The sequence below is a fragment of the Micromonospora sp. NPDC003197 genome (assembly GCF_053590565.1).
The window spans coordinates 1-13,479 of sequence record NZ_JBSFTE010000021.1 but is presented as its reverse complement, the minus strand read 5'-3'; the positions used below and the strand labels follow the sequence as shown (position 1 = coordinate 13,479).

The 13,479-nt window shown below is 69.5% G+C and carries 8 protein-coding genes; 6 read left to right on the top strand and 2 right to left on the bottom strand.

Going from position 1 to position 13,479, the window contains the following annotated elements:
- The gene (locus tag ACWDV4_RS21630) at positions 1-1,104 is read right to left on the bottom strand and encodes a CE1758 family FMN-dependent luciferase-like monooxygenase (RefSeq protein ID WP_449981569.1); all 1,104 of its coding nucleotides are present in this window, start codon (positions 1,102-1,104) and stop codon (positions 1-3) included.
- Positions 1,105-1,388: 284 nt separating this feature from the next.
- Between ACWDV4_RS21630 and ACWDV4_RS21625 the strand changes: the two genes are divergently transcribed.
- Genes ACWDV4_RS21625 through ACWDV4_RS21605 form a run of 5 tightly spaced genes read left to right on the top strand, consistent with a single transcriptional unit; the run spans position 1,389 to position 12,240 of the window.
- Positions 1,389-3,266 (top strand): S8 family serine peptidase, encoded by a 1,878-nt coding sequence (locus ACWDV4_RS21625; protein WP_449981567.1) that lies wholly within the window; start codon positions 1,389-1,391, stop codon positions 3,264-3,266.
- Positions 3,259-4,053: a hypothetical protein gene (locus ACWDV4_RS21620; RefSeq protein ID WP_449981565.1), complete on the top strand. Its 795-nt coding sequence runs from the start codon at positions 3,259-3,261 to the stop codon at positions 4,051-4,053. Before ACWDV4_RS21625 ends, ACWDV4_RS21620 begins: the two co-directional genes overlap by 8 nt.
- A 43-nt stretch (positions 4,054-4,096) precedes the next feature.
- Positions 4,097-6,796: a right-handed parallel beta-helix repeat-containing protein gene (locus ACWDV4_RS21615; protein ID WP_449981563.1), complete on the top strand. Its 2,700-nt coding sequence runs from the start codon at positions 4,097-4,099 to the stop codon at positions 6,794-6,796.
- Between the two features lie 9 nt (positions 6,797-6,805).
- Positions 6,806-10,828, top strand: coding sequence for a type VII secretion protein EccCb (eccCb, locus tag ACWDV4_RS21610; protein WP_449981561.1), 4,023 nt, complete (start codon positions 6,806-6,808; stop codon positions 10,826-10,828).
- 32 nt (positions 10,829-10,860) lie between these two features.
- The gene (locus tag ACWDV4_RS21605) at positions 10,861-12,240 is read left to right on the top strand and encodes an EsaB/YukD family protein (RefSeq protein ID WP_449981559.1); all 1,380 of its coding nucleotides are present in this window, start codon (positions 10,861-10,863) and stop codon (positions 12,238-12,240) included.
- Positions 12,241-12,294: 54 nt separating this feature from the next.
- Here the strand turns inward: ACWDV4_RS21605 and ACWDV4_RS21600 are convergent, their stop codons facing one another.
- A complete protein-coding gene (locus tag ACWDV4_RS21600; protein ID WP_449981557.1) occupies positions 12,295-12,936 on the bottom strand; it encodes a LuxR C-terminal-related transcriptional regulator in 642 nt (213 codons plus the stop codon).
- A 181-nt stretch (positions 12,937-13,117) separates the two neighbouring features.
- On the opposite strand from ACWDV4_RS21600, the gene ACWDV4_RS21595 reads away from it, so the two are divergent.
- The coding region (locus ACWDV4_RS21595) for a hypothetical protein (protein ID WP_449981555.1) at positions 13,118-13,479 on the top strand (362 nt) is incomplete at its 3' end.

Below are 13,479 nucleotides of genomic sequence, written 5' to 3'. Positions count from 1 at the left end.
TCAGCGAGCGCCCGCACTGGCCGAGTGCGGCGTACCGGTGGCGGTGGTGGCCGCCGGGTGCTGCGGCGCATCCGGAACGTGTGCCGGGCGGCCGATCGCGAACTCGGCCCGCAGCACCGGAAGCACCTCCGCCCCGAGCAGGTCGAGCTGTTCCAGCACCGTACTCAGCGGCAGGCCGGCGTGGTCAATCAGAAACAGCTGCCGCTGGTAGTCGCCGGCATATTCCCGGAAGCCGAGCACCCGGTCGATGATCTGCTGTGGGCTTCCCACGGTCAGCGGCGTAGTAGAGCAGTACTCCTCAAGAGAAGGCCCGCGTCCGTAAACGGGTGCCCGGTCGAAGTAGGGCCGGAACTCGCGGATGGCATCCTGCGAGTTGCGGCGGACAAAGACCTGTCCCCCCAGGCCCACGATCGCCCGGTCGGCGTCACCGTGGCCGTGGGCGGCGAACCGCTCCCGATACAGCGCGATCATCCGACGGGTGTGCTCGGGCGGCCAAAAGATGTGGTTGGCGAAGAAACCGTCGCCGTACGTCGCCGCCTGCTCGGCGGTCTCCGGGCTGGTCACCGCACCGTGCCAGACGAAGGGCGGCACCCCGTGCAGGGGACGCGGCACGGAGGTGAAGTCGGTCAGCGGCGTGCGATGCTCACCGGACCACGTCACCGACTCCTCACGCCACAGCCGACGCAGCAGGGCGTAGTTCTCGGCGGCCAGTGGATGGCTGTCCGCTAACCGCCTACCGAACCAGGGAAAGACCGAGGCAGCGTTTCCCCGCCCCATCATGAGGTCCACGCGGCCGCCCGCGAGGTGTTGCAGAAGGGCGTACTCTTCGGCAACCCGGACGGGGTCATTGGTGGTGATCAGGGTAGTAGCCGTACTCAGCAGCAGCCGGTCGGTTCGGGCGGCGATGGCGGCCAGCAGGACCGCCGGAGCCGACGACACGAACGGCGGGTTGTGGTGCTCGCCAGTGGCGAATACGTCGAAACCGGCTTCCTCGGCGCGGACCGCGATCGCCGTAATGGCGGCGAGCCGCTCGTGTTCGGAGGGCGCGCGTCCAGTGGTCGGATCAGGCGTGACGTCACCGACGCTGTAGACCCCAAATTGCATGCGCCCTCCCCAAACGACTTTCGCTTCGACGATAGGACGACCAGCGGGGTCCGCTAGTTCAGCACATCCGAGGGTGCGCTTCGCCGAAGTTCGGAAACCGGGCACGGCACCAGATTTGCCGGACGCAACGTGAACCGAGCCATCTTCGGGCGCGTCTGTAGCGCGACAGCCGTGGGCGACCATAAAGGTGAGAGACGCGTATGTCCTGGATCAGACGAACGACACGTCGTGTTGCCGTCGCCGTCGGTGTAGCGGCAGCGTTGCTCGGCCTGTCCGTCACAGCGGTGTCCGCGAAGGCCAACGGCGAGTATGTCAAGTACTACGTGGTGGCTGCGAGCGACCAGAACCTCACCGAGATCGCGACCCGATTACTCGGCGACGGCTCGCGGTCCGGGGAACTGCTCAGCCTCAACGCCGGGCGTAAACAGCCGGACGGCATGGCACTGACAAACCCCAGACAACTGAACCCGGGCTGGCTGCTGGTGCTGCCGTGGGACGCCGTTGGCGCTGGAGTCCAGTACGGGCTCCTGCCCGACAAGGCCCCGGTGACCACGAAGCCCAGCACACCACCAGAGTCCCGTACGACCGTCCCCGACGCAGCTCTGCCCAGCACACCGCCCAGCACATCGCCCAGTTCTCCGCCACGCAACGATGTGTCGGCCACGACGCAAGGATGCAATACCGCAGCGGGATCCAAAGCCAGTTCGGATTGGGCCAGCCTGCGGCTCGCCGCCAACCAAGCCTGGCCGTGGAGCCGTGGCGCGGGCCAACTCGTCGCGGTGATCGACTCCGGCGTTGACGGTGCCCTACCGCAACTGAGCGGCCGTGTCGCGATGGGAAGGGACATCATCACCGGCAGCGGTCGTGGTGACACCGACTGCCTCGGTTCTGGCACCGCCATGGCCGGCCTGATCGCCGCACAGCCGATCAAGGGCAGCACGGTGGCGGGCATCGCGCCCGACGCCACCGTCCTGCCGATGCGCGTCGTCGACAAGAACGCTCCGTCGCGGCCCGCCGACGGCGCTGCGGCCATCGGGGCGGCGGTGGCCGCCGGCGCGACCGTCATCGCGATTGGCTCGCACGTCGACATCAACCAGGTCGAGGTGGCCAAGGCCGTCAACGCTGCGGTCGAGCAGGGTGCGGTGGTGGTGGTCGGAGCCGTGCTCAGCACGGTGCCGGTAAACCCGGCCGCCAAGCTCGGCGAGGGTGTGCTGCGCGTCGGCGGGATCGGGATAGCCGGCCAGGTGGCCGACGGCTATCGGCGGGGCGGCATTGATGTGGTGGCCCCCGGCGTCGACGTCAGCAGTATCGGTATCACCGGTACCGGGCCGATTGCCGGCAGCGGCACGTACTACGCCGTCGCCTTCGTCGCGGGCGAGGCAGCTCTGGTCCGGTCGGCCCACCCGGAACTCACCCCACAGCAGGTGGCGCACCGGATGCGGAAGACTGCCAAAAGCATGGGCAATGGCGTCGTACCCGACGGCCAGTACGGCTGGGGTTTGATCGACCCGGCCGCGTCGGTCTCCACGGTGCTGCCCGAGGAGACCCGCGCCGATCCGGCGGACGGGGACGCGAGCACGGCCAGTCCGACCACGCCGAGCGGCCAGACGACGTTGCTGGTGATCGTCGTACTGGTCGCCCTCGCGGCAGTGGTCCTGCTGGTCTTCCGGTTCCGACGGATGGTGCAGGCTGACAAGCCCGACGAACCGTCCATCGGGGTCCCACGGCTCCCGACCGAGCCAGCCACCGGACGGCCCGACGACGTACCGCCGGGCGGTCCGCCTGCCCCGCCCGGCCTGCCTGTTCCGGCCGCCGCGCCACCCTCACCTGTTCCGTCCGCCCCGGCCGCCCCGCCGGGTCCGGCCATCACGGTCAACCAGCCGGATTCGGCCGTCACGGCCGACCAGCCGACGGTCAGGCTGGCGGCCAAGCCCAGCGGCGGCCTGTCTCGACCAGCCATGGACGACCGCGACTCGGTGGACGAGTCAACTGGGCGTGCTCGGGCGAAGGACACCGACACTTTGGAGGCCAGCCACCCCGCACCGGCCGGTGCCGCAACCACAGCCGCCGCAACCACAGCCGCCGCAGGCAAGACGACTATCGCGGACAAGGCGACCGCCGGTGCCAAGTCGTCCGCTCCGGCCCGGTCCACCGATGAGTGACCGAAGCCGAGGCAGCGGCACCTCGGTCGTCATGCCCACGCCTGACGATGCCGGTGCCTCAGCGGCGATCGCGCAGCGCAGCGAGTTCGTCCGTGCCTTCGTGGAGCATGCGGGCGACCCGCCAGCCAGCGAGCGGTTCACCGTGCGCTGGCCCACCCTCATCACCGTCAGTGCCCTGGTCTGTTTGGCCGCTTTCGTGGTCGGCGTGTTCTGGGGCCTGCTCCGGCCCCTGCCGGATGCGGAGAAGGAGGCAGCACGGCGAGTGGCCGCCGGGCCGAACGGATCGCCGTCGGCCGGTGCGCCCACCAGCTGGACCGCCGTGGCCGGGTGGGACTGCGCTGCGGCATCCGACCACGGCTTCGATGCCCAGGGCCGGTCGGCGGGCTGGCAAACCATGCCGTCCGGCGGGTGGACCGGCGACGGATGTCACGGCACCTTCGCCACCCTGCCGATCCCGAACAAGGATCAGGACGCCGCGTCGCAGTCGGCGACCTGGTGGTTCACCCCACCCCCGGGTATGAACAGCTGCCAGGTCTCGATCCACGTGCCGGGGGCCGACTACCGTCCCGCGCAAACCGTGCGCTACGCGATGCGAGCCGGCGGCACCGGCACACCGTACGCGGTTTTCACCGTCGACCAGGCCGCGAACCTCGGCAAGTGGGTCAACGTCGGGTCGTACCCGGTCCACCAGAACCAGATCGCGATATCGCTCGATCTAGCGAGTGCCACCGGAGCGCGCGATAGTCGCATCGTCCTCGCCCAGATAAAGGTGCACTGTGGCCACTGATAGCAGCGTGACGCCGTCAGGCAGCGGCCGGACGGCGACCCCGATGAGCGCCCGGATCGAACGGGTCTCGACGCGGGCGTGGAGCCGGCACAAGACCATCGGGTCGGCGGTCCGTGCGGCCCGGGAGGGCAGCGTCATCTCCGTCGCCGCCGGCGTATACCGGGAACGGCTGGTGCTCGACCGCGCGGTCACGATCGTGGCTGAGGAGAATGCCGGCAGCGTCGAACTCGTCTGCGCCGAAGGCCCCGCCCTGGCCGTACGATTCGGCGGGGTCACGGTCCGCGGGCTGACCATTCGCGGGCCCCGGCAGGGCCCTGCGGTCAGCGTCGCCGCAGGCAGTCTCGCCCTGGAATCCGTGCTGATCACGGCCGGGAGCGTCGAGGTCGGTGGCAGCGCCACCGCGACGCTGCGGCAGTGTGCGATCGAGGACACCGATGGTCCCGCCCTGGTCGCCGCCGATGGCGCCCAGGTCGAGGCCGCGGATCTGCGCCTGGAGCGGGTCGCCGGCACCGGGGTACGGGCCAACGGCGCCGCCCGGTTGGTCCTGGCCGGAGCTCGGTTCTCCACGCTGACCGGTGCCGGTGTCAGTGTCGGCGGGACCGCCACCGCTGTGCTGGAGAACTGCGACATCGGCCATACCGGCGTGGCCGGGGTGGACGTGTCGGAGTCCGGCTCGGCACGGCTGCGGAACTGCGCAATCCATGACATCGCCGGCAGCGGAGTGCAGGCGCTCGGCAGCGCCGCGCTCCCCTCCGGGTGGTGGCCGACAATGCAGCCGGGCCGGGCCGGCTCCGCCGAAACCGGCGAATCCGGTGATACCGGAGGTGTGGTGCTGGACAAATGCACGATCAGCCGGACCGAGGCGTCGGGCCTGCTGCTCGGCGGGCAGGCCCAGGTGCAGCTCATCGATTCGACGGTGGATCGGGCCGGGACGGCCGGAGTGCTGGCCACGGCGGACAGCCGTGTCGCACTGGTCGGCACTCGCATCGTCAATACGGCCAAGACCGGCCTCGCCGTGCACGACGACGCGCAGGTCCGGGGCGTCGGCGGCACGCTCGCTGACTCCGCCGCCAACGGCCTGTACGTCACCGGTGGGCAGGTCCTGCTGAGTGGCTGCGAAATCCGCGGCACCGGACTCACCGCCGTACACCTCGGCGGTACCGCCTCCGCCGTGCTGCTCGACTGCGTGGTCGCGAACACCCCAGAGATCGGCATCCGCGCCGGAGAGCGTGCCCTGCTGCACGTCCGAGGCGGCGTAATCGAAGCGGCCGAACTGCAGGGCGTACGCATCGAAGACACCGCCGACGCGGTGCTGCGCGACATCACGCTCACCGGCGGCCGGATCGGGCTGCACGTCGACACGCCGCACCGTCCGCTGATCGAGAACTGCCGGATCACCGACGTCGCGCAGACCGGAATCGAGATCGCCACCCGGGCCATCCCTACCGTGCTGGGCACGAAGGTCTCCGGATGCGGAGCGGCGGGTATCTTCATCGACGAGGGCGCCGCCCCGGTGCTGGAGGAGTGCGAGATCACCGGGGCTGGTGGCAGCGGACTCGCCGTCTGGGAGGGTGCGAGCCCGCAGATCCGCAACCTGCGAGTCAGCAAGTGCCGCAAGAATGGGCTGTACTTCGCGCCGGGCGCACACGGGCGCATCATCGACAGCGAGGTCTCGCACACCGAGTACCCAGCGATCTACCTCGGTGCTGCCGCCGACCCGACCTTTGTCCGGTGCCAGGTGCGCAACTCCGACGAGGACGTCAGCGCCGACGACGGAGCCGGTGCCGCGTACGAGGACTGCTGGAGCACCGAGGTCGCCAACGCGGTCTGGCCAACCGACCGGCAGGCGCCGGCCGAGGGACGACGAGCGGCCACCCCGTCCACCACGAAACCGGGCGGTGCCCCGGCGGGCGACGCCAGCGGCCTCGATGTCCTGCTCGCCCAACTGAACGCCCTGGTCGGCCTGACCCGGGTCAAGCAGGATGTCGGCTCCATGGTCAGCCTGATGCAGATGGTCAAGCGGCGCCGCGAGGCCGGTCTGTCTCCGCCGCCGATGTCACGGCATCTGGTCTTCGCCGGCAACCCGGGCACCGGTAAGACGACCGTCGCCCGACTGTACGGACAGTTACTTGCCGCCCTCGGCATGCTCGGCAGCGGCCACCTTGTCGAGGTCGATCGGGGCACCCTGGTCGGCGAGTACGTCGGGCACACGGCACCCAAGACGCAGGCCGCCTTCCGCCGTGCCCTGGGTGGTGTCCTGTTCATCGACGAGGCGTACGCCCTGGTGCCCGAGGGCCAGAGCACCGACTTCGGCCAGGAGGCCATCTCCACGTTGGTGAAGCTGATGGAGGACCACCGGGACGAGGTGGTGGTCATCGTCGCCGGTTATCCGGACCAGATGCGGCACTTCATTGCGGCCAACCCGGGTCTGTCCTCGCGGTTCTCCCGCACTCTCACCTTCGACGACTACTCGGCGACCGAACTCGTCGGAATCGTCGACAGCCAGGCCGAACAGCACCAGTACCAGCTGTCCGACGCCGCCCGTGCCGCGCTCGCCGAATACTTCGTCACCGTCTACCGCGGCGAGGGCTTCGGCAACGGTCGGTTTGCCCGAAAGGTGTTCCAGCAGATGACCGAGCAGCACGCTGGCCGGGTCACCGAGCTTGCCGATATCACCGCCGAGCAGCTGAGCACCCTGGAGGCTGACGATCTCGCCCGCATCGACATCGACGTACGCGGCTGAGGAGGCGCAATGACCAAGCTCGCCTTTCACCGACCGGCCCGGTTCCTGGCACCCGAGCTGCCCACTGAGAGCGTCACGCTGCCCACCCCGCCGGAACCGCCCAAAGAGAACGCCGCCTCCAACATGTGGAGTCTGGTCATGCCCCTGCTGAGCAGTGTGGGTATGGCCGCCTACATGGTCACCTTCGGCCGGCCAACCATGATCATCATCGGCGTACTGTTCATGGTCACCTCGGTGGGTGCGGTGATCGCGATGCGGATGCAACAGCGCAGCACGGCCGGCAAGCAACTCCGTAAGCAGCGGGTCCGCTATCGCAGCCACCTCAAACTGTCCCGAGCCCGCGCCCGGGAGGTGGCCGCAGCGCAGCGCACGGTCGCCGCTTTGGCCAACCCGGAACCGGCTCGGCTCTGGTCGATCGCCACCAGCCGGATGCGGGTGTGGGAGCGGCGGCAGCACGACACCGACTTCCTGCGCGTCCGCGTCGGCTGCGGGTCCGTACGTCTGGCCACGCCGATGCAGATGGACGGTCAGATGGACCCACTGACCGAGTACGACTGGGACTCCGCCCAAGCCGCGCACCTGCTCATCGAACGGATGGGCCGGGTCGACCGGCAGCCCATGGTGATCGACATCGGTGCCGCCGGGGTGGTCAGCCTGGTCGGCGGCACGGCCCGCACCGAGCCGTTGCTGCGCGCGATGCTCTGCCAGATCGCCGTGCTACACGCACCGGACGACGTGACCATCGCCCTCGAGACCTCCGGGTCATCGCAGTGGGAATGGGCCAAGTGGCTGCCGCACACGTTCGAGCCGAAGGCCCGCGGCGAGGCCGGCACCGTGTCCCTCGTCTCGCCCCAGCCCGAGCTCCTCGGCCCGTACCTGCAACAGGAGCTGGTCAGGCGAGCCGAGGAGCAGAGCAACCGTCGCGGCACGCTGGAGCAGGGAAAGGCACCTCGCCAGCGGCGGCTGATCGTCGTCTTCACCGGATTCGCCCCGGTCTCCGAATGGGGCCGTTCCGAGTTGATGACCGCACTACTCGGTGCCGCCAGCCCAGAACTCGGCCTCACCCTGATCTTCCTCGCCGACCAGGATCCGGACGAGCCAAGCCGGGTGGACCTGCGCATCCGGGTGGGCGGCGACGGCCGGCTGGTCACTGAGGGACGCACCGAGCTGGTGACCACCCCCGCGATGGGCTGCGTGCCGGACGCGATCACCCCGGACTTCGCCGAACTGATCGCCCGCAGCCTCGCACCGCTGCGGCTCAGTGACGAACGCGAGCAGGTCCTGTCCCGGGTCACCTCCCTGGCGGAGATGGTTCTCGGCGCAAATCCGTTCGACGGCGACCTGACCAGCCGTTGGGTGGGCGCCGGCGACCCGCGTATGTTGCGCGCGCCGATCGGAACGAACGGCGAGGGCGAGACGGTGGTCCTCGACATCAAGGAGTCGGCGCAGGGCGGATCCGGCCCACACGGACTGATCGTCGGTGCCACCGGCTCCGGCAAGAGTGAGCTGCTGCGGACGCTGGTCACCGGGCTCGCGCTGACCCACTCGCCGGAACTGCTCAGCTTCGTACTGATCGACTTCAAGGGTGGTGCGGCGTTCGCGCCACTGGCCGGGCTCCCACACACGGCCGGGCTGATCACCAACCTGGTCGACGACAGCGCCATGATCGACCGGGTGCTCGCCGCGCTCATCGGGGAGCAGCAACGCCGCCAGCAGATGCTGCGCGACGCCGGCAACCTGGACACGATCCGGGAGTACCAGATGCGCCGAAGCGCCGGCGCCACCAAGTCGAACGGCGAGCCGCTGGAGCCGCTGCCGTACCTGTTGATCATCGTGGACGAGTTCGGGGAGCTGCTGACCGGCCGACCCGAGTTCAGCGACCTGTTCGTCCAGATCGGCCGACTCGGCCGCAGCCTCGGCATGCACCTGCTCCTGGCCACCCAGCGTCTCGAGGAGGGCCGGCTGCGCGGACTGGACTCCCACCTGTCGTACCGGATCTGCCTGCGCACCTTCAGCGCCTCCGAGAGCCGTACCGTGATCGGCACTCCGGACGCGTACAAGCTGCCTCCGATCCCCGGCTCCGCCTACCTGAAGGTCGACGAGTCCATCTACACCCGGCTGCGCGTCGCACACGTCTCCGCCCGCTACGTCAGTGCCGCCGAGCGTGACGCGGCGGCTGGGCGCGCCACCAGCGGGCTGGTGGCGTTCGAGATCCGCACGGCTGCGGATGTCGTCGAGCCGGAGCCCGAGGAGCCCGAGCTGAATGTCGGCACCGGACCAACCGAGCTACAGATCGTCGTGGACCGGCTCAGCTCGGTCACCGCGCCCGCGCACCAGGTGTGGCTGCCACCGCTGCCCGCTGCCCTCGCCCTCGACCACCTCATCGGCCGTCCCGCCATCCAGTCCGGCCGTGGCTACTCGTCCCGGGTGTGGCCGTACAACGGCAAGCTTGCCGTGCCGCTCGGCCTGCTGGACCTGCCGGTCCGGCAGGAGCAGGAAACCTTGGTGATGGACTTCGGCGGGGCGCACGGGCACCTCGCTGCGGTCGGCGCGCCGAGAACCGGACGTAGCACCCTGCTACGCACGATCATGCTGTCCACGATGCTCACCCACACGCCAGAAGAGGCGCAGTTCTACTGCATCGACTACGGGGGTGGCACCCTGCACCCGTTCGCGCAGGCACCGCACGTCGGCTCGGTGGCCGGGCGCACCGACCGGGAACTGGTGAGCCGGACGCTCGCCGAGATCCGCCAGCTCATCGCGGAACGGGAACGGCTGATGCGGCAACTCGGCGTCGACTCGATCGGTGACTTCCGGGAACGCCGCGCCGCCGGACGACTGCCCGGCACCCTACGCAGCGCCGATGTCTTCCTGATGATCGACAACTGGGGGGCGTTCCGGGCCGAGTTCGAGAACGCCGACGCGATCCTCTCCGACATCGCGGGCCGCGGACTCGGTGTGGGCGTCCACGTGGTGATGACCAGCGGCCGCTGGAACGACATCCGGCCCCAGTTGCGCGACAGCATCGGCACCCGGATGGAGCTACGGCTCAACGACCCCACCGAGTCCGAGGTGCACCGCCGGCTCGCCGCGCGGGTGCCCAACGACGTCGCCGGCCGGGGCATCAGCCCGCCGGGCGCGTTCTTCCAACTGGTGCTGCCACGCCTGGACGGCCAGGACAGCGTCGACGGGCTCCGGGAGGCCCAGGAGGAAGTGCTGACCAAGATCGTCTCCGGCTGGACCGGGCACACCGCGCCACCGATCCGGTTGCTGCCACACCGCGTCGAGGTGCGCGAGCTGACCAGCAAGCCGGACACCAGCGCCGTACCAATCGGGCTGGCCGAGGACAACCTACAAACCGTCACAATCGACCTCAACGACGAAAACCCGCACTTCCTGGTGTACGGCGACGCCGGATCGGGCAAGTCGACCCTGCTCAAGACCTGGCTGACCGGACTCACCAGCCGCAAATCGGCCTACGACATCCGAGTGGTCGTGTTCGACTACCGGCACGCCCTGCTCGACGTCGTACCCGAGGAGCACCTCGGCGCGTACGCCGGCGACGCCACCACCGCTCAGGTGTACGTCCAGCAGGTGGTAGAGAAACTCCAGGAACGTATTCCCCCGATCGGCATCACCCAGGCGCAACTGCGGGCCCGAGACTGGTGGGAGGGGGCCGAGCTGTACGTCGTGGTCGACGACTACGACCTGCTGGCCGGCGGCGCAGGGGCACCGCTGAATCCGCTCGCCGCGTTCATCCCGCAGTCCCGTGAGGTCGGCCTGCACGTGGTCCTCGCCCGGCGGGTGGCTGGCATGTCCCGCAGCCTCGGCGATCCGCTCGCCGCCCGCATCCGCGACATGGGCACCGGCGGCCTGATCCTCTCCGGTGACCAGCGCGAAGGCGTCGTGCTCGGCGACGAACGGGCCACCCAGCGCCCGCCCGGTCGCGGGGTGCTGGTGCAGCGCGGCTACCCGAACCGGCTGATCCAGGTGGCCACCACCGCCGAGACGCCCGCCCCGGCCTCCTCCTGACGACCCGCGCGACCCCTCGAAAGGCAACATCGATGGCCAACGAACAGAGCCGAATCACCGTCGTCGGCGCGCGCCGCAGAGTCGACATCGCTGTGCCCTCCGACGCCCCGATCGGCGAGTACGCACCCCGGCTGGCGGAACTGTGTGGCCAGAAGGAAACCGGTGTCATGCCGCCGGCCTGGTCGCTGGCACCCGCCGAAGACGCCGCCTACCCGCTCGACGCGACCCTGCGGGACCTGCGCGTCGTCGACGGTCAGGTGCTCTACCTGCGCGACCTCGCCCAGGAACCCGGTGACGCGCCCGTCGTCAAGGACATCGACGAGGTGGTCGCCGACGAGTCGGCACAGCAGCGTCGCCACCGCATGCACGCCGGACCCGCAGTCCTGGCGTTCGGCCTGGTCTGGCTGCTCGCCGCCACTGTGCTGACAGCGTGGCGGACCGGACTCGGCATCGGTGCCCTGGCGATGCTCGTCGTAGCCGGCGTCACGCTGCTCGGTACCAGCTGGGGGCTCGGGCAGCGGCAGACGGCGATACCCAACGGCCTACTGCCGGTCATCTCCCTCGCTGCGGTGCCCTGCTTCGCGGTCGCCGGGATGTTCGTCGCCGATGGGCTGGGCGGCCCCGACTACCGCTGGGCTGGCATCATCGTCGGCGCAAACCTGGCCACCCTCATGGCCCTCGCGATCGGCCCCAACCTGGTCCTGATGGCGGTGCAGTTCCAGCTGCTCGTGGCCGCCGTACTCGCGTTCCTGCTACTCGGCCTGGACGCAAGCGGGGTCGAGGCCGCTGCGGCGATCGCCGCCGTGGCGACCGGGCTGCTCGCCGCCGCCCGGCGGACCGCCGCCACGGTCACCGCCTGGGGCCGGGAACGCCCCCGTGGCCGGGAGACGGCGGCCGACGCCACCGCCCAGTTGGTGGCCCAGTCCGGGCGGATTCTCGGCGTCGTCATGGCCGGACCGGCGGTGGCTCTCGTCGTGGCGCTGCCATTTCTGACCCTGTCCGGCCGCGGCTTCGCCGTCGCAGTGGCAGCCGTCGTCACTATCGCATTGCTCGCCCGGGTCCGGCGGCCCGCCCTCACCAGCGAGCTTCTGTTGATCGGCGGTGCCGCAATCGTCGGTCTGTTCAGCCTGCTCCACCAGCTGATCAGCATGATCGGGGGATCCGTGGCTCTGCTGACCGTGCTGTCGCTGGGCTCCGGCCTCGCCGTCGTCGGTATCGGCGTCGCGTTGGCGGTCCTGGTCACCGGGCCTGGCGACGACCAACCCGAGACGCCAGGGGGGCTCATCCGGCCCCGCAAGCGCAGCCGCGCCGATGGGATCGGCATGGTTGCCGGCATCGCCATCGCCCCGCTCACGATGGGCGTGTTCGGTGTCTTCAGCCACCTCGTCATGGTCGGCCGCACGTTGTTCTGACAGTTGCCGGATGCACGGGTGGGCGCGGCACCCGGCTCCGGCGGACCAGCGTCGCTACGCTGCCGGATTGATGCGCCGCTTCTGCGCGACGTGTCCCAACTCAATCGCCATACGGGTCAAGTCGGCCTTGTTGCTGACGTTCAGCTTCGCGCGGATCCGCTTCGCGTACGTGTTGACTGTCGCCTGTGACAGGCCCATCCGGGTGGCGATCTGCGCGTGCGTCAGTCCCGACGCGATCCAGCGCAGCGTCTCGATCTCCCGCGGCGCCAGGCCACTCTGCTCCTCCTCGGTATGCCCGGCCAGCTCCACCTGGAACTGGCCAACCATGCGCGGGCAGATGTAGAAGCCACCATGGGCGATGACGCGCATCGCCTCGCGGACGTCACGCTGCTCGGCGAACCGGCTGATGCAGCCCCGGGCACCGGTTCGGATGGTGGCGAGCAGCGTCGGCGAGCCTTCCCACAAAGAGCTGACCAGCGGAGGCCCGACGGTCGCCACCTTGGCCACCGCGTCGAGCGCGGCAGCCGACAGTTGCGGGAGATCTAGCACAACCACGTCGTAAGAGTCCGCGCGCTGGTACAGCTCCTCGACCGTCGCGACGGCCGTCACGACCCGCATCCTGGCATCGTCGGACGCCAACTTCTCCATTCCGGCGCGTGATACCGGGTGGTCCGCGACGATCGCTACTTGGTACACGGCTCCTCCATACGGCCTCCCGCACATGCGGGAACTTGGCCCTAAGACGGGTCCGGGCACAGGCCGGTTCACGGATCACCCGGCGGATGTCCACGGCACGTCCCCGAAGGAGGTATTGCGCCCGTTCCCAAACCCGCTCCTAGCCTCGACGGGCATCCGTCCGCCTAGCGAGGAGGCCGATGTGCCGACCGACGGCACTACCCAGACGCTCTCCGACGGCACCACCATCGTCTACAACAGCGATGGCAACGTCATACGCCAGGAGCTGCCGGACGGCACCGTCTTCGACCGCTTCAACGCCAACGGCGAACCAACCCACGGCGTACTCGCAGGCGAGAACAGCCAGGCCGTCAACATCAGCTACAACGACAACGGCAGCACCTGGCACTACACCGACGGCACCACCGTCACCTACAACAGCGATGGCAACGTCATACGCCAACAGTTGCCCGACGGCACCGTCTTCGACCGCTTCAACGCCAACGGCGAACCAACCCACGGCGTACTCGCAGGCGAAAACGGCCAACCACCACAGCCCGTCAA